The organism is Cognatitamlana onchidii, assembly GCF_004804355.1.
Classification (GTDB): Bacteria; Bacteroidota; Bacteroidia; order Flavobacteriales; family Flavobacteriaceae; genus Cognatitamlana; species Cognatitamlana onchidii.
In genome coordinates, this window is sequence record NZ_SRWZ01000002.1 from 271,355 (window position 1) to 290,783 (window position 19,429).

At 36.0% G+C, this 19,429-nt stretch carries 8 protein-coding genes; all 8 read left to right on the forward strand.

The annotated features are described in order from the left end of the window. The first annotated feature begins 5 nt into the window (after window positions 1-5). The 8 genes from E5D58_RS04915 (at window position 6) to E5D58_RS04950 (ending at window position 19,348) form a co-directional block, all read left to right on the forward strand. On the forward strand, window positions 6-1,190 hold the full coding sequence (locus tag E5D58_RS04915; RefSeq protein ID WP_136480728.1) for a glycoside hydrolase family 88 protein: 1,185 nt from the start codon (window positions 6-8) through the stop codon (window positions 1,188-1,190). Between the two features lie 85 nt (window positions 1,191-1,275). Beyond that, on the forward strand, window positions 1,276-3,708 hold the full coding sequence (locus tag E5D58_RS04920; protein ID WP_235835843.1) for a glycoside hydrolase family 2 protein: 2,433 nt from the start codon (window positions 1,276-1,278) through the stop codon (window positions 3,706-3,708). Between the two features lie 441 nt (window positions 3,709-4,149). After that, on the forward strand, window positions 4,150-7,299 hold the full coding sequence (locus E5D58_RS04925; protein WP_168796630.1) for a SusC/RagA family TonB-linked outer membrane protein: 3,150 nt from the start codon (window positions 4,150-4,152) through the stop codon (window positions 7,297-7,299). A 9-nt stretch (window positions 7,300-7,308) separates the two neighbouring features. Continuing rightward, entirely contained in the window at window positions 7,309-9,210 is a 1,902-nt protein-coding gene (locus tag E5D58_RS04930) for a RagB/SusD family nutrient uptake outer membrane protein (RefSeq protein ID WP_136480730.1), read from the forward strand. A 104-nt stretch (window positions 9,211-9,314) separates the two neighbouring features. Then, a complete protein-coding gene (locus E5D58_RS04935; RefSeq protein ID WP_168796631.1) occupies window positions 9,315-12,299 on the forward strand; it encodes a SusC/RagA family TonB-linked outer membrane protein in 2,985 nt (994 codons plus the stop codon). Between the two features lie 27 nt (window positions 12,300-12,326). Then, window positions 12,327-14,054 (forward strand): RagB/SusD family nutrient uptake outer membrane protein, encoded by a 1,728-nt coding sequence (locus E5D58_RS04940; RefSeq protein ID WP_136480732.1) that lies wholly within the window; start codon window positions 12,327-12,329, stop codon window positions 14,052-14,054. Between the two features lie 57 nt (window positions 14,055-14,111). Next, window positions 14,112-15,248 carry a DUF5627 domain-containing protein gene (locus E5D58_RS04945; protein WP_168796632.1) on the forward strand — a complete coding sequence of 379 codons (1,137 nt, stop codon included), beginning with the start codon at window positions 14,112-14,114 and terminating at the stop codon, window positions 15,246-15,248. Between the two features lie 566 nt (window positions 15,249-15,814). Beyond that, a complete protein-coding gene (locus tag E5D58_RS04950) occupies window positions 15,815-19,348 on the forward strand; it encodes an alpha-L-rhamnosidase-related protein (protein WP_136480734.1) in 3,534 nt (1,177 codons plus the stop codon). Window positions 19,349-19,429 lie beyond the last annotated feature (81 nt).

The window sequence follows — 19,429 nt, forward strand, 5'->3', positions numbered from 1 at the left end:
TAATTATGATTAGAGTTAGTTTGTTTGTTTTTGTTCTTGGATTTACACTCATAGTATCGTGTAAGTCCAGGAATGAAAGCAAAACTTCTGTTATTGAAGACAGTGGAGACACCTTATTAAAGTCTCGATATGCTAATCTGTTGAGTTATAAGCTTGACTCTCTAGCTTTTCCACGTAGTTATTCACATAAAGAAGGAGCAATAAAAAAAGTGCCTTCAAGCGACTGGACTAGCGGTTTTTTTGCTGGGAACTTATGGCAAATTTATGGATTAACTAATGATGAGAGCTATAAAGAAAGGGCACAAGCTTGGACAACTTTTATAGAAAAGGAAAAGTTTAATGATAAAACCCACGATATGGGGTTTAAAGTCTTTTGTAGTTTCGGAAATGGGCTCAAATATATTAACAGCAAGCATTACCAAGATGTAATTGTAAAAAGCGCTAAAACTTTGTCTAGTCGATTTGATGAAACAGTAGGAAGTATTAGATCCTGGGATTTTAATGCCGATATTTGGCAATTCCCTGTGATTATTGATAATATGATGAATTTAGAACTTTTATTTGAAGCGACTAAAATATCTGGAGATAGTACATACCATAAAATTGCGGTTAAGCATGCCAATACCACGATGAATAATCATTTTAGACCAGATGGTAGTACATGGCATGTATTAGATTATGACACCATTACTGGGCAAGTAAGAGCTAAGGTAACGCATCAAGGTATTCATGATAATTCAGCTTGGGCTAGAGGTCAAGGCTGGGCCATAAATGGTTATACTATGGTTTACAGATATACAAAAGATAAAAGATTCTTGAATCGTGCGGAAGCTACTGCAAACTTTTTTATAAATCATAAGAATCTACCAAAAGATGGTATTCCGTTTTGGGACTTTGATGATCCAGATATTCCAAATGTTTCTAGGGATGCTTCTGCGGCAGCCATCGTCGCTTCAGGTCTGGTAGAGTTATACGGCTATACAAAAAATGAAGATTACTTAAACTATAGTAAAAAAGTGGTGACTAGCTTAAAATCTAATGCGTATATTTTAAAACCAGAGCTGGATATTCCTTTTATATTAGACCATTGTTTTGGGGATTGGTCGCAAAAATTAGAAATGAATGAACCCATAGTTTACGGGGATTATTATTTTTTAGAAACACTACTAAGATTGAATAATTTGAATTAGTCGGGAAATTTGAATAACAGTTTTAGTGCAAAATTAGATAGTCAAAATAGTACCAAAAGAGGTTACGGGTTTTAAGCAATTGAATATGGGAGTTAAAAAAGAGTGGTTAAGTGCATTAAGGTTTATGCTAATAATGTTGGTCATGGTTTCGGTTTCCTGTTCGAAAGGGGCAGACAAGGTCGTTAAAAGAACCAAACAAAACATAAATTCAGGTTGGCTTTATTTAGAGAACAACTTAGATGACCTAAATGAGGTTTTAAATCAGGATACTTGGGACAGCATTAGTTTACCTCATTCTTGGAATGCCTTAGATGCGACTGATATAACACCTGGTTACAGACGAAGTGCCAGTTGGTATAAAAAAGATTTAAATATAGAAAATAAGGTTCTGGGACAACGTTATATGTTCTATTTTGAAGGGGTTAATATAGAGAGCAAAGTATACTTAAATGGTAAAGAGGTTGGTGGCCATGTTGGTGGTTATATTGGTTATAAAATTGACGTAACCGAGACCATACATCAGGGGAATAATGAATTGTTGGTTAGAGCTGATAATGGTTATAATCCCGAAATTATCCCGTCTCAAAAAAGTGACTTTTTTATTTATGGAGGCATTACAAGAGATGTTTGGCTAGAAACAGTGCCAGAAACATATTTAGAAAATGTTAAGATTACAACTCCAAAAGTTTCTAAAGCATCTGCTCAATTAAATGCGGTTGTAACAATAAATAGTTTAGAAAGTAATGAAAACCTAGAGGTTAAAGCCTCGTTAATCGATGCGGATGGTAAGCAGGTCGTTTCATCTTTGTTTAGGGTAAAGGATGGCGTTTCTCAAATCGTATTTAGTGATATTAAAGATCCTTTATTGTGGCATACTAATACACCTAATCTTTATACACTTCAAGTAGAATTACTGGAAGATAATGTGTCCAAAGATAAGACAGCAGAAAAATTTGGCTTTCGCTGGTTTGAGTTCAAGGATTATGGCGCTTTTTATTTAAACGGAGAACGCTTACTTTTAAGAGGAACACATAGGCATGAAGAGCACGCAGGCGTTGGTGCTGCTATGTCGAACAAGCAACATCGTGCCGATATGGAATTGATTAAAGATATGGGTGCCAATTTTGTTAGGCTGGCACATTATCCTCAAGATCCTGAAGTTTATAAAGCCTGTGACGAGTTAGGCCTATTGGTATGGGATGAATTGCCATGGTGTCGAGGTGGTGTAGGTAATGACAAATGGAAGGAAAATACTAAAGGGATGTTGCAAGAGATCATTCAACAAAATTTCAACCATCCTAGTATCATTTTATGGTCACTAGGCAATGAGATTTATTGGTTACCAGATTTTGAAGGAGGCGATGATAGAACCGAGATAAATAGTTATTTAGAAGAATTAAATGATTTGGCACACCACTTGGATCCCTCTCGTAAAACGGCCATAAGAAAATATTATGAAGGCGCCGATATTGTAGATGTATTTTCGCCATCTATATGGTCTGGATGGTACTCAGGCAGTTATAAAAGTTATCAAAAGGCAATTGATCAGTACAAACAAGCGTATCCCCATTTTTTGCATGCAGAATATGGGGGGTCTAGTCATGTGGGGAGGCACACAGAAAACCCTATTACCGGAGAAGGAAAAATTGAATCGGACGGCTGGGAAGAGGCCATTGTACAAACCGATGTCGCTAATATTGCTCAGATAGGTGACTGGAGCGAAAACTATATTGTCGATCTTTTTGATTGGCATTTAAGAATTTCTGAAAGCGATTCAACTTTGGTTGGTAATATACAGTGGGCGTTTAAAGATTTTGGAACCCCTTTAAGACCAGAAAACGCTATTCCTTATATGAATCAAAAAGGACTGGTTGATAGATCTGGAAACCCGAAAGACGCATTTTACGTGTTTAAAAGTTATTGGAGCGATGTACCATTTACTTACATAGAATCTCATACGTGGAAAGAACGTCAAGGGCCTGAAGGTAAAGAAAGAACCGTAAGTGTGTATAGTAATTGTAAGGAGGTAGAGCTATTTCATAATGGTAAGAGTTTGGGTAAAAAACAAAGAAATACTAAACTATTTCCTGCAGCAGGTTTAAATTGGGAAGTACATTTTGTTAATGGAAAAAATAACTTAGAAGCAATTGGCGTTTCTAAAAACGATAGTCAAGTCACTGATGACTTAGTAGTTAATTATCGCTTTACAAAAAACGAGAAGGCTCGTGCACTTAAATTGCATTATTCCAAATTAAGCAACGGCAATTATTTGGTCACAGCAACAGCCATTGATAATAAAGGACTGAGATGTTTAGATTATGAAGAACGTGTATATTTCCAATGCTTAAATGGAGGGGAAGCTATATCAAGCCATGGTACACCTACAGGAAGTGAAATCATTGAAATGGCCAATGGTCAGGCCTCTATAGAGCTAAGACCAGATGCAATGGGGCATGCCATTCAAGTTATGGTGCTTAACCAAAGTTTTAAAGGTACCTATCTTACTATTCAACAATAGGTAAGATAATTGTATTTCTAATGGAACGTTCTTTAATCTCCATAATATATATAAATTGAAAGTTCACGGGGCTTTTAATAGGTGTAAGTCTATGCTAGTTATTTAAAGAATAGCTTGTGTTCTTCAATAAATTCTCACAATGAATTTAAGATGGTTTTAACATCTTAAACAGCTTACACTATTTTTTTTGTTTTAATTTATTAAATTTAGTCCAAAATATATTTGGGAAACTAGCTTGACACGAGAGATAGAAAGGAACACAAAGTTGTTGTTTTTTTTTATTACTTAGTTTTAACGTTCTATACAGTATAGTACAGGATACAGAAACAAGTAGCTATTCGTAAAATTGTTAACATATTATTAAGATTTGGGCTGTTCCGTTCATTTCGCGGTAATATGGACTAGTAAAACTAATTTTATATGTTAAAACTAAAACTAAAAATGAAACAAAAATTCAAAAAACAAAATCCAATTTCTGGATTCTTTTTTTTACTTGCTTTTGTGCTCAGTGTCATGGCAAGTAATGATTTGGGTGCTCAGGAAAGGGTTTCCGGTGTTGTGAAAGATGCTGGTGGTATGCCTCTGCCAGGTGTTAGTGTGATACAAAAAGGAACAACCCGTGGCGCATCAACAGATTTTGATGGAAACTATGCTCTTGAGTTAACCTCTGGTGAAAAAACGCTCGTGTTTTCTTATATAGGTTTCAAAACTAAGGAGATGCCAGTAAGTGGAGATGCAACTATCAATGTAACTCTAGAAGAGGACATAGCTAGTTTAGATGAGGTAGTTATTGTTGGTTATGGTACTCAAAAGAAAGAGAGTGTAGTGGCAGCTATTTCGCAAGTAAAAGGTGAAGAACTTATGGAAAGAGCGGCTGGTATAACCAATGTGGAAGAGGCATTACAAGGGAATTTACCTGGTGTTACCGCAATTCAAGGTAGTGGTGCTCCTGGAGAGGATAATATGAGGATTTTTATTCGTGGACGAAGTTCATGGAATGGTAACGGGGATCCTCTTGTGCTTGTAGATGGTGTTAAGAGATCGATGACGGATATAGATATGAATGACATTGAAAAACTAGCTGTGCTTAAAGATGCTTCTGCAACGGCTGTTTTTGGTGTAGAAGGGGCTAATGGTGTAATCTTAATTACCACGAAGCGCGGTCAAGTAGGAAAGGCACAGTTGTCCTTAAGTGTGAATACAACCATCAAACAGGTGTCTCAATTGCCAGAAAAGTTAAATTCTTATGATGCCATATTACAGGCAAATAGTGCTATACTTAGAGAAATAGCTGTTGCGCCGTTGTCATGGGGAGATTATACGCCACTGGGTATTCTTGATAAATACCGTAACCCTGCAACTCAGGAAGAAAGTTATATTTATCCTAACGTGAATTGGGAAGACGAGTTGTTAAAAGATTTTGCGCAAGATTGGAGGGTGAATTTATCTGTACGTGGTGGTAATAAAACGGCTAAATATTTTGGTAGTTTAGCTTACCAAACAGTAAATGATATTTTTGACGGAGGGAAATATCCTAACGGAAGAGGGTATTTGGGGGAATACAACTACCAAAGGTTTAATTTTAGAAGTAATATTGATTTTAACATTACAAGTACTACCGAGTTATCTGTTAATCTTTCAGGTTTCTTAGGTATTAGAGAAAACCCAAGTGGTTTAAATACCGTTCTTAACGGAATCTATCAAATAGCGCCTAGTCTTTATACCCCGGTGTATCCCGATGGTTTATATGGGCAATCTCTTAATTCAGCGTTTATTTTCTCAAACCCTATCGTAAGTTTATCGGCCTCAGGGTATGATACGTTTACACAATTCCAAGTAACTTCAGATTTTATACTAAAGCAAAAGTTAGACTTTATAACTGAAGGCTTGTCGTTTCAAGGGCGATTTTCATTAGATAATAGTATGAGGAGTAGGCAAGATTTAAATGATGGAGGTGTTGTGTATAGATTCTACGATGGTGAAATGGAGATGTTTAATATTCCAAATAGTGATACGCGATTTGATTATCAGCAACCACCTTGGACTTTAGAGGAGACGGAAGTAGAGAATAACCAACGAAGTCGTAGAATGGTTTATGACTTTTCACTTAACTATAACAGAACGTTTGGTGAAAAACACAATTTTACAGGGTTGTTTTTATTTAGAAGACAGGAGGCTGCAAATGGTTCCAACTCGCTTAGTGCTTTTCCAAGATACCGTGAGGACTGGGTAGGAAGGGTAACCTATAACTACGATTCAAGATATTTTTTAGATATTAACGGCGCATACAATGGGTCTGAAAAATTTGGGCCTGGATTCCGTTTCGATTTATTCCCTTCTGTAGCTGGGGGTTGGACTATGTCTAACGAGGCTTTTATGGAAAATGCAGATTGGTTGGATAACTTGAAATTTAGAGGGTCCTATGGACTTGTGGGTGATGATAATTTTAATGGAAGGTTTAGATATCAAAACCAATGGGAAAGTGGAGGAACTAACGGTTCAGCATTTTTAGTACCAAGTACCTTTGCAGGCAATTCAGGCGGCAGATCGCCTTATACGTTTTACAGACAATCGGTTGTAGGGAATCCAAACCTGCAGTGGGAGACGGCTACTAAGTATAACGTAGGTGTGGACTTCTCAATTTTTAATGGCTTATTAACAGGTCAATTAGATTGGTTTGCAGAAGATCGTGATAATATTGTAGTTATTGGAACAGACCTTCAGACGGTTCCAGATTTCTTTGGAGCAACACCTCCAGATCTTAACACAGGTGTCGTTGAGGTAAGGGGTTATGAAGTTGTTCTTGGTAGTAATTATACCTTCAATAATGGTTTAAATATATTTGGAGACTTTAACTGGACCCAAGCCATAGATAAAATTATAAAAAGAGACGACCCAGTTTTTAGACCTGATTATCAAAAGCAAGCTGGTTTTCCAATTGGGCAACAAAGAACAGCCATTCCTGCCGGAATATTAACCAACTGGGACGATATTTATATGTCTACACCAAAAAATGAGAATCAAAGTTTTACACGTGTGGGGTATTATGACCTTGTAGATTTTGATGGAGACGGAGTGTACAATAGTAATTTTGATAACGCACCTTTTGGTTATCCAGAACAGCCTCAAAGAACCTGGAGTACTACGGTAGGGGCGCGTTACAAGGGTGTTAGCTTCTCGGTTCAATTTTACGGCACTCAAAATGCTTCGAGAAGGTTTAGTAATAACACCTTCACGCAAACAACACCGTTAATTTTTACACAGGATTTAGATTATTGGACCAAAGAGACGCCTAATAATACCGATACACAACCAAGATGGCAAGCTAATGGAGCGACCAACCCCAGAGATAATTGGTTGGATGGTTCTTTAACGAGGCTTAAAGCTGTTAATTTATCTTACGACATTCCTAAAGAGACATGTGAAAAGATTGGTTTAAAGAAACTTCAAATCTTTGCTAATGGTAATAACTTGTTTTTATGGTCTAACATGCCCGATGATAGAGAGTTTAATTCGGACGATGCTGCACAGTCAAGAGGAGATTATCCTACTTTAAGAAGGTTCAACTTTGGTTTTAATATGAATTTTTAAAAAAAAGAAATGATGAAAAGCTATAAAATAAATATTGTAATAATCTTAGGGCTTCTATTCATGGTGTCATGTGAAGATTATTTAGATCAGGCACCGGAATCAACCTTAAGCCAAGAAGAAGTTTTTTCAACCTTTAATAATGCACAAGGTTTTGTGGAAGAAATGTATGCCTTAGTGGTTTCTTATGAGATGCAAACACATACCTTTCAAGATTTTCTTTTGGGTGATGACGGACATGTGAACAGAGAAGTAAAAATAAGTGGTGATATAGATGCCGGAAACTTCAATGCTGTGCTGTCAGATAATTTTGCTTATTTTAATAACCACTATCGGTCCGATTATGGTTCAACAGGCACTAATTCTGCCAATGTTGAAAATGAGAATAATTTTAATAGACAAAGACCAGGGTTATACGATGGTAGCGTAAAAGGTATTCGTAAGGCTAATCTTGTAATTGAGAGTATTGATTTAATGGTAAACGCCACACAGGCGGAAAAAGATGTTATTCTTGGGCAGGCCTATTTTTTTAGAGCCTTTTTCCATAATGAAATCATGAAATTTTGGGGTCGATATCCTTACATCGATAAAGTGTTAATTGACGATTTCCAAATACCACGTCCAGAAACCTATAAAGAAGTTGCTCTACTAGCTAATGAAGATTATAAAAGAGCTATTGAATTACTACCTGTAGATTGGGATAACGAGGCTTATGGAAAAAGAACATTGGGTGAGAATAAAGGTAGGGTTACAAAAGGAACAGCCTATGCATTTCAAGGAAAAAACCTACTATTGGCGGCAAGTCCTTTAATGTTTGCAAATAATGGTAGTAATATAAACACCTACCAATACGACACAGAATTATGTGATATGGCTGTTGATGCTTTCGCAGGTATTCTTAAACTCGCAGATCAAGGGCGCTATGCCTTAGCTACTTGGGACAATTATGACGAGGTATTTTGGAAAACACCAACAAATAATGCATGGCCAGGAGGAACAGAATATATATTTTCTGCTGGAGGCGGTAACCAAGGTCAGGTTGAAAGATTTATGACCTCAGGAGTGAATAGAGATATACATGGTAGAATATCGGAGAATATTTCTCCTACGCATAATTTTATTCACAACAATTTTGGAATGGCCAATGGTCTTTCAATAGAGGATGACCTTAGTGGAGCATACGGCGCTCAAGACTACGATCCTCTTAAACCTTTTGATAATCGAGATCCACGTTTTTATAGATGGCATATTATTGATGGCGACGAGGTTGCTCCAAAAGCATCGGGATCAAGTGCAAATCAAAGATTTGCGCAACTTTGGTATGAAAATGCAGGTAGTGCAGGGATACACCGTAGAACGGTCTTTGATAATAAAAAATCGACAACAGGCTATATGTGGACAAAATTTTATCCCAAAGTTGACGGGGAGTATCATAGCATATGGAATAATATTATAGGGCAATATAGTGGTATGCGTATGCATATGAGACTTACAGACGTGTACTTAATGTATGCAGAAGCCTTACATGCTTCTAAAGGGGCAACCATAGCACCAGCCTCTTATGGTTTAACTGCAGAGGGCGCAATTAATTTATTCCGTAATCGCGCAGGTATTCCTAATGTACATCCTGATATCGTAGCAGATAACAATAAGTTTATGGACGAGCTTAGAAGAGAAAGAGCGGTGGAATTAAGTTATGAATCGCATAGATGGGTAGATATTAGACGATGGGGAATAGCACACCTAGATAAATACACAAGAAAATTAGCTTTAGATTTTCCTGAAAACAGAAGTAGTTTCACAGAAAGACTTCTTGTGGATAGAGTTTGTGACTACCCGCAACACTATTGGTTGCCATTTCCGGCAGCGCAAACACAAATTTACGAGGGCTTCCCTCAAAACCCAGGGTGGTAGTCTAGTACAAATTCGTTTTAATTAATACAAAGAAAAAAATGAAGATAAATAAAATATATAGGTTGTTTAGTCTAGCTTGCCTCATGTTGTTTTGCTTTTTTAATATGGCAACGGCACAGACAAGTGGTATAGAAGTTAAAGCAACCGTGGTTGATGAGCAGGGAAATCCGATAAGCGGGGTTGATGTTTTTGGGCCAAAGGGAACTAAAGCGTCTACTGATGCTAATGGACAATTTCAAATACAGTTAGCTGATGATGATGAAGCTGTTGTCATTGAAAAAAAGGGTTATGAATCAGAACTGATGAATATATCTGATTTCACTGGGACTATTACTTTAGAGAAATCGCTTTTTATGGCTTCGGAAGATGATGAAATTATGATGGGCGTTAGTACCAAAGACCGTCGTGACATGGTTGGAGCCGTTTCATCGGTAAATACAAAGGATCGTTTAACTTACGATAATACCCAGTTTGTAAGAGATTATATTAATGGTCTAACAGTAGGGGTAAGAGGCACAGATAATATTAGAGGTATAGGAAACGCAGTTTTTGTGATTGATGGTGTAATTGGTCGTGATCCTAATATTTTGAATATGGAAGAGGTTGAGCAGATAACCGTGCTTAAAGATGCTAATGCGGTGGCCTTATACGGTAGTCAAGGTAGAAACGGTGTAATTGTTATTAATACCAAACGTGGACAAGCATATAAAAAAGAAATTAATGTTAATGTGCGTTCTGGGATACAAACACCTTTGGCGACACCAAAATATTTTGGTTCAGCGGACTATATGACACTTTTTAATGAAGCTAGAAATAATGATGGACTAGATAATGTTTTTGATCCAGCGCTTATACAAGAGTTTAGAACAAGTTCTAATAAGATTAAATACCCTGACGTAGACCTATATTCAAGGGAGTACATGCAACCCTTTGTGAATTTCACCAATATTATAACGGAGTTTTCTGGCGGGAATGATAAAAATCAGTATTATGTTAATGTGGGGTGGAATAGTAACAAGGCCTGGGTTGATATTAACGATGACATAAATGAAGGATCTAACCGTTTTAATGTAAGAGGGAATATAGATTTTAGAATAAATGATTGGATTACGAGTAGCTTAGATGGTATTGCGATTATAAATACCAATAGAGCGACTAGAGCTAATCTGTTCAGCGCGAATACTACCTTTAAACCTAATGATTATGCACCATTTTTGCCATTAGATTTAATAGACACCAGCAACCCTGATGTTGTCGGTCAATTGCAATCTGCAAATATATTTAATGGAAATCTTTTGGGATCATCGCAACAGTTTGGTGCTAATGCACCTGTGGCTTTGGCCATTGCTGGAGGGTATCGTAATACGGTGTTCCGTACAACACAGTTTAATAATTCAATCAATTTTGACTTAAGCGGCATAACAAAAGGTTTATCTGCAAAAACTTACTTAAGTTTTGATTACTATGATTCTTATAATCAAACAATAGAGAATCAATTTAAAACATATGAACCAACTTGGGAAGGAGATAGAATAATTGGTCTTACTGAATTTGGAGAGAACGTTAAAGATCAAGCTGAAGGTCTTGATACGAACGGTTCTTTATCGAGATTTGGTGTTTACGGATTGGTTAATTACCAAAATAACATTACTGCAAAGTCCTCTATAAATACAACGTTCTTGGCGTTTTATAATGCTACAGACAATAACAACGGTGCAATTCAAACCGATAAGGATGCCCACTTAGGCTTACAAATGACTTACGATTTTCAGAAAAAAATCTACGTAGATTTTAGTGGAGCCTATGTAAACTCTATCAAATTACCAAATGGTAATAGGGGAGCGTTTTCACCGACACTCGGTTTAGCTTATATTTTAAGTGAAGAGCCATTCTTAAAAAATAGTAATTTCATAAATTATTTAAAAGTAAAAGCGACCGGTGGTATTATTAACTCAGATCAAGGAATAAGATCGGGTGAGGACGGTGTTAGCGATTACTTTTTATACAATGAAAACTATTCAAACGGGGGTAATTTCACTTGGGCAGATGGCATTCGTAACAATAGGCAAGACATCTCTCAAGGAGCCAACCCTGATATGACTTTTGAAGAACGCATAGATTTAAATTTAGGTTTTGAAAGTTATTTAATGAATTCACTGTGGTTAGAATTTAATTATTTTAGAACTGAGTTGGATAAGCAGTTAGCATTCTTGAATGCGCTATACCCGTCTTATTACAACAATTTTAGACCCTACGATAATTTTAATAAGAATTTATATACTGGTTTTGAATTAGGATTGAATTTTAATAAAACTTTTAATGATTTTTCCGTAGCCGTAGGAGCTAACGTGTTGTACAGCCAAACGGAAGCATCACAACGATCTGAAATAAATGAGTTTGATTATCAAAACACGGTTGGAAAAGAGCTTTCTACAATTTTTGGCTTAGTGGATCAAGGGTTTTATTCTGAAGCTGATTTTGATACAAATGGTGACTTAGTTGATGGGTTACCAGAGCCTCAATTTGGTGTGGTACAGCCAGGAGATATAAAATATGTAGATCAAAACGGCGATAATCTTATTGATGATAATGATAGAGTGGCTATAGGACAGTCTAGTAGCCCTTGGTCTTATGGTATTAACCTAAACTTAAAATATAAGGCATTCAATTTATTTATATTAGGGCAAGGACAAACAGGAGATGATGGGAATAAGTTAAATAGCGGTTTTAATAATTATTATGGGGTAAACGGTAATGATAAATATTCTGAAGTCGTTTTAGGACGTTGGACTCCAGAAACAGCTAGTACGGCAACTTTTCCAAGGTTATCATCACGAGACAATCAAAACAATTTTAGAACGTCTACGTTTTGGTTGTACAACGACAGTTTCTTTAATATTAACCGGGCACAGTTAACGTATGAGTTTAGTGATTATATATGTAATAAAATTGGTATCGAAGATTTAAGTTTAAACCTTCAAGGCACTAACCTCTTTCAAATTGCTGAAAACAAGGATATCCGCCAATTAAGAATAGGATCTGCACCTCTCACTAGAGCGTATACGCTTGGTTTGAGAATGTCATTTTAATATAATTAGAAAATTAAGATAAATAAAATGAAAAATTTAATAAAATATATATTAATTGTGTTTGTGTTTACTGGCATGATTGCTTGTGACACCCTCGATCCTATTGAGGAAAACAGGTTAGAGTTTGATGACGTTAGCGCGAATCCGGATAGAGCAGAAGGTATATTGTTAAATGCCTATTCAGGCTTGATAAATCAAAACACATTTTCTGAAGGAGGTACCGACGATGCTGTAAATAATCAGTTGAATAATGGATACAAAAGAATGGCTAATGGCCAATTAAATTCGCAGTTTAACCCAGCGTCGCGTTGGGGTAGCTATGAACGTGTATTTTGGGTTAACAAGTTTTTAAAGATTATTGATGCCAGAGAAACAGTATGGAGCAGAGATACACTAACTAATGATATGTTCTATCTTCGTTTAGAGGGTGAAGCTTTAGCATTAAGAGGTTTGCATCATTTTTATGCCCTAGAAGGGCATGCAGGTGTAGGGGCATCTGGAGAATTATTGGGGATTCCGTATTTCACAGAATTTATTGACCCTGATGGTAATTTTAATGTTCCGCGCTTATCATTCGAAGCTTCTGTTCAGGCTATAATGGCAGATTTTGACAAGGCTCTTACATTATTACCAACCGATTATGGATTAAGTGAGGGAGAGGTAGATCCATGGTACGCAGATTTAGAAGGTTTTGATTATGTTAAATACCAGGTGGTTAACGATAATTATTTTGACTTGCGTATTTCAGGAAGAATTGTAAAAGCACTTAAAGCACGTTTAGCACTATTTGCAGCGAGTCCTTCATTTCTAGACAATCAAGGCTACTATACGATGGCTGCTGATATTTCAAGTGATTTATTGAATGATATTGGAGGTGTTTCTGGTTTAGATCCCGACGGTGTTGAGTATTATACGTCGGATGAGGACATAAATAGCAATGAAATGCTTTGGCGAGGTTCTTTAGCGGGTAATAGTTCAGCTCTTGAGGAAAGAATGTTTCCGCCATCTGTGAATGGTAATGGGGAGATTAATCCAACTCAAAATTTTGTGGATGCTTTTCCAATGGAAAGTGGATTTCCTGCTACCCAAGAAAATGGATATGATCCTCAAAACCCTTATGAAAATAGAGATCCAAGATTAAAAAAATATGTAGTTACTAATGGAGATGAATTTGGTGGAGGTACTATTAATACTGGCGTTGGAGGCGGATTAGATAGGGTAGATTCTATTGCTCAACAATCTACAACTACAGGGTATTACCTCAAGAAATTGTTGCGTCCAGACGTTAGAATCAATAATAACGGAACAGCGCAAGGAAAAAGACATTACAATGTCTTGTTTAGATATACCGAATTATTTTTAATATTGGCCGAATCAGCCAATGAGTTGGGAGGACCAGACAATGTGGTTAATGGCATGTCGGCGCGAGATATTATTGGAGCAATCCGTAATAGAGCTGGAATCGCTCAACCCGATACGTACTTAGCATCTATAACGAGCAGAGAAGCTATGAGAGATTTAATTAGAAACGAACGTCGTATTGAACTGAGTTTTGAAGGGCGCAGGTTTTGGGATATGAGACGATGGGGACTATTTTTAAATGAAACCGCTAAAGGTTACTTTTTTGATGGCGATAATTATGTAGAATTACCGTCTGTTGAAATTAGAAATTATCAACCATTTGCTACTTACATGCCAATTCCAAATGCGGAAACCATTAAGTTTTCTGAACTTGAGCAAAATTTTGGTTGGTAGGTTAATTGCAAATTTTTAAAAGACTTAAAAATATTAGATATGAAAATAAAATTAATAATGATATGCGCCATTGCCTTTAGTATATTGGCGTGTGAAAATCAGGAAAATGAATTTGACGATTTTGGTTCAACTTCAGTGTATTTCCCTTTTCAAACTCCTGTAAGAACACTAATTCAAGGTAAGTATGATCTAGGATTTAATGATAATGATAATAATGGGCGATTCGAAATGGGTGTTGTCATGTCAGGGGTTTATGAAAATGGTACAGACAGAAGAGTTTTCTTTGAAGTGGACCCTAGTCTTATAGACCTTGCCGATTTAGGCGCTTCTGGAATAAACGTGAAGGTATTGCCCGAAGCTTATTATACTATTGAACAAGAGAGCCCAGTAACGATTCCTGCTGGATCTACTAAAGGGCGTATCCCCGTGCAACTTAACGATGCATTCTTTGATGATCCATTGTCATTTGTTGTGGAAAAAGATTCGGTTAACTATGTGCTTCCTGTTAGAATTACTGGTTATGAAGGATTGGATTCACTTTTAACCGGAGTTCCAAATGTTGGTATTACAGATCCAAAGAGAGTACGAGATACGGATTGGGCTACATTACCTAAAGATTATACACTTTTTGGTATTAAGTTTATGAATAAATACCAGGGTATTTATTTACGCCGTGGGGAGGATAAGATTGTGGGAACTTCCGAGAAATTCACGGTGGCAACTGGTGAGACGGAAACAACTGTTATTGATACCTCTACTATTTATAAACAAGAATATGTAGTACAGGATGAATTAGCTCCAGTATCAACCGCAGGAAGAAATAAAGCTATTACTAGTAACATTATTAGAAGAGCCGATATTCCTAGTGGCGGTGATATATTATTAGATTTGACATTCAATGATAATGAAGAAATAACAATTAGCAATGCTGATGAGGAAAGTGATATTGTGATTACAGGATCAGGAAGATTTGTAGAAGATGGTGATGCATGGGGTGGAAAAAGTCGAGACGTTATGTATTTAGAATATGAGTACCAAGACGTTGCTGTTGAAGAGGAATACTTATTAGGTATTATATTACTATCTAGAACAACACTAGAGTTGACTCATACGGTGAATGATACTTTAGTAGTGAGAGACAGAGATGTTGTTTTTGAAGAATTTAATGTGAATTTAACAACACCAACTCCATAAGTTTTATATGGCTCTAGGAGTAAAATTATATTTTCGGAGTTAAAGGTATATTTAATATCATAATTAATAAAATGGTGTGGGGTTTCCCGCGCCATTTTTTTATTCCTTTTTTTAGGTTTTTTATTTTACTTATTATAAATAATGTTTTTAGACGCCACATATAGTTTCGGCTCGTTGGAAGCTGGAAAAAGGGAAATTTCTATAATATAAAACACTTATCGAAAGGTCATAATATTGCTATTTTGCATCCAAAACTCAGGACGTTACAGGACAATACAGGATAGGCACTTAACAGAAATCTTTTAAGTTTAACAAAATATTTAGTAAAGATTTAGTTTATTTGAGTTAGTTGTAAAACCCTTCATTAACTTGTTAATGAAGGGTTTTTTCTTGAACAGTTTAAATCATTTATTTTTTTGATTTTGACAAAATGACTACCTTAAGCAATGGAACTGTTTTTCAGGATAGTGCAGGATAGAAATAGTCGTTCAAAAACTTAATTTTAGCACTCATCATTTTCTGTTGAAAATGAATTACCATTAATTAATTTATTAAGATTTTTATACATGAATCATCATCGTTTTTTAGTAGTACTGTTAATACTGCTTAGTAATTTAAATATTCTTAGCGCTCAGGAACAATCTAATCAAGAAAAGCCAAATATAATTTTCATTTTAACCGACGATCAACGTTTTGATGCCATTGGCTATGCTGGGAACAAGTTTGTTGACACCCCTGAAATGGATAATTTGGCTAAATCTGGAACTTATTTTAATACTGCTATTGTAACGACACCTATTTGTGCGGCTAGTAGAGCATCTTTATGGACAGGTTTACATGAAAGGTCTCACAACTACAATTTCCAAACAGGAAATGTACGAGAGGAGTATATGGCAAATTCTTACCCAACATTACTTAAAAACAATGGGTATTATACGGGCTTTTTTGGAAAATATGGTGTGCGTTATAATGATTTAGATAAGCAATTTGATGAATATGAATCTTACGACAGAAATAACCGTTACAAAGATCGTAGAGGCTATTACTATAAAACAATAGATAATGATACCGTACATTTAACGCGTTATACAGGACAACAAGCCATTGATTTTATTGACAAAAATGCTTCCAATGAAAAGCCATTCTGTTTGTCGTTAAGTTTTAGTGCGCCTCATGCTCATGATGGCGCTCCAGAACAATATTTTTGGCAGTCTGAGCTTGATGAGATGTTAGAAGACACTACAATTCCAGATCCAAAATTAGGCGATGAAAAGTACTTTTTGGCGCAACCAAAAATGGTGAGAGATGGGTTTAATAGATTACGTTGGACTTGGCGTTACGACACACCTGAAAAATATCAGCATAGTTTAAAAGGGTATTATAGAATGATTTCGGGTATCGATTTAGAAATCAAGAAAATTCGTGAGAAACTTAAGGAAAAAGGTGTAGATAAGAATACAGTTATCATTCTAATGGGTGATAACGGGTATTTTTTAGGGGAACGTCAATTTGCAGGAAAGTGGTTAATGTATGAGAACTCTATCCGTGTACCATTAATCGTTTTTGATCCAAGAGAAAACCAACATCAAGATATTGATGATATGGTACTTAATATTGATGTGCCGCAAACCATTGCCGATTTAGCAGGTGTAGAAGCGCCAGATACCTGGCAAGGTAAAAGTTTAATGCCTATTGTTAAAAAAGAAACCAATACCATAGCAAGAGATACTATTCTAATAGAGCACATTTGGAACTTTAGTGAAATTCCACCAAGTGAAGGTGTGCGAACAAAAAAATGGAAGTATTTTAGGTATGTTAATGATCAATCCATCGAGGAGTTATACGATTTGGAAAAAGATCCGTTAGAAACTAAGAATCTAATAGGTAAGAAAAAGTATAGAGAAACCGCAAATAAATTAAGAGCTAAGCTGGATGAACTCATTAAGAAAAATAGTGACGAATATAGGGCGGCACCAACAGATTTAACGGTAGAATTAATAAGAGAGCCTTCAACCGATGTTGAAATATTTGATTTAAAACCAGAATTTGGTTGGACAGTACCTCTAGGTTCTAAATTTCAAGGGGCGTACCAAATTTTAGTAGCATCAAATAAAAAGGATATTGATCAAAATAACGGAGACGTTTGGGATAGTGGCCGTATTGCTTCTACAAAATCTACAGATGTTGAGTATGGAGGCGATCCTTTAGAAATAGGAAAAACATACTACTGGAAAGTTAGAATTTGGGAGCAAGAAAATAGATTGGTTGATTATTCTGAAGCTCAAAAATTTACAACAGGAAAGCCAGACAACTACATTATTTCAACAGAAAATAAATATCTCATAGACAAGGTAAATCCTGTTGGATTTGAAAACAGAGGGGACTTTTACTTTATAGATTTTGGTAAAGCTGCCTTTGCAACTATGGACTTTAACTACACAGCAAAAGAACCACATACCTTAACAGTTAGAATTGGTGAAATGCTTGATGATAAAGGCAATGTTAACAGAACGCCTCCAGCAAAAAGTAATATTCGTTACCAAGAAATTAAGGTTAACGTAACCCCTGGAAAAACAAAATACCAAATAGAAATTAATCCAGTGCCAGACAAGCGTATGAAAGGTCCAAGTAAAGCTATTCCTCTACAAGAAGGATGGCCTGTTTTACAGCCATTTAGATATGCAGAAGTTGAAGGTGCTCAAACAGATTTAAAAGCAGAAGATTTTGAACAATTACGATACACCAGCTATTGGGATGATAATGCAAGTAGTTTCACAAGTAATGATGATATTTTAAACCAAGTTTGGGATTTTTGTAAATACTCTATTAAAGCAACCACTTTTGCTGGTTTATATGTGGACGGTGATAGAGAGCGTATACCTTATGAAGCAGATGCCTACTTAAATCAGTTAAGTCATTACACGACTGATAGGGAGTATGCTATTGCAAGACGTACCATAGAGTATTTCATGAAAAACCCAACGTGGCCGACAGAATGGCAACAGCATGTGGCTCTATTAATTTATGCAGATTATATGTATACCGGAAATACGGAACTCATAGAGCGTTACTACGAGCCATTGAAACATAAAACGTTGTTTGAGTTATCTAATGAAGATGGCTTAATAACATCTACAAAAGTTACGGAAGAGCTTATGTATAAACTAGGATTCGAAAAAGGTTATAAAAAACCTTTAACGGATATTGTAGATTGGCCATCAAAGAATTTTGCGGGAAGTAAAACAAAAGGAGAGCGCGATGGTTTTGTATTTAAACCTTACAGTACAGTTATTAATGCGTTCTTTTATGAGAATATGAAAATTATGGCTGAGTTCGCTACGTTGTTAGGAAAAACGCAAGAAGCTTTAGATTTTGAATATAGAGCTGCAAAAGCAAAAAAAGCAGTGAATGAACAAATGTTCGATAAAGAGCGTGGAATCTATGTAGATGGTATTGGTACAGATCACGCCTCATTACACGCAAATATGATGCCTTTAGCATTTGGACTGGTACCAGAAGAACACTTTAGTTCTGTTGTGGATTATGTGAAATCTAGAGGAATGGCTTGTAGTGTTTATGGTGCACAATTTTTAATGGATGGTTTATACAATGCAGGTGAAGCAGATTATGCTTTGGAGTTGTTAGCTAGCAAAGCCAAAAGAAGTTGGTATAACATGATTCGTATAGGCTCAACAATTAGCTTAGAAGCTTGGGATTATGAATATAAAGTGAACTTAGATTGGAACCATGCATGGGGTGCAGCACCAGCCAATGTGATACCAAGAGGGTTGTGGGGTATAAAACCAAAAACGGCTGGATTCGGTATTGCAACCATAAAACCGCAAATGAGTAAGTTAAGGAATAGCGAGATAGAGGTGCCAACAGTAAGAGGTACCATAAAAGGAAAATACACTTATGAGGGTAAACGTTTACAAACCTACGAGATTGAAATTCCGGGTAATATGGTAGCCGAATTTACTTTAAATGATTTAAACGGAAAAGATTTAATTCATAACGGAGAAAAGGTGCCATCTGCTTTCGATTATATCAGGTTATCCCCAGGTAAGCACACTATTCAACTAAAAATAAATTCATTTTAAAAGAAAATGAGTAATTAATATAAAAAGTCAGTAAGCGTATGTTGTTACTGACTTTTTTTGTAAGTTTTAAAAAAAAATAAA

What these genes read in the sequence shown, in the direction of transcription:
- E5D58_RS04920 (WP_235835843.1), top strand. Translation starts at nt 1,276, where the DNA reads ATGGGAGTTAAAAAAGAGTGGTTAAGTGCATTAAGGTTTATGCTAATA.
- E5D58_RS04925 (WP_168796630.1), top strand. Translation starts at nt 4,150, where the DNA reads ATGAAACAAAAATTCAAAAAACAAAATCCAATTTCTGGATTCTTTTTT.
- E5D58_RS04940 (WP_136480732.1), top strand. Translation starts at nt 12,327, where the DNA reads ATGAAAAATTTAATAAAATATATATTAATTGTGTTTGTGTTTACTGGC.
- E5D58_RS04945 (WP_168796632.1), top strand. Translation starts at nt 14,112, where the DNA reads ATGATATGCGCCATTGCCTTTAGTATATTGGCGTGTGAAAATCAGGAA.
- E5D58_RS04915 (WP_136480728.1), top strand. Translation starts at nt 6, where the DNA reads ATGATTAGAGTTAGTTTGTTTGTTTTTGTTCTTGGATTTACACTCATA.
- E5D58_RS04950 (WP_136480734.1), top strand. Translation starts at nt 15,815, where the DNA reads ATGAATCATCATCGTTTTTTAGTAGTACTGTTAATACTGCTTAGTAAT.
- E5D58_RS04930 (WP_136480730.1), top strand. Translation starts at nt 7,309, where the DNA reads ATGATGAAAAGCTATAAAATAAATATTGTAATAATCTTAGGGCTTCTA.
- E5D58_RS04935 (WP_168796631.1), top strand. Translation starts at nt 9,315, where the DNA reads ATGGCAACGGCACAGACAAGTGGTATAGAAGTTAAAGCAACCGTGGTT.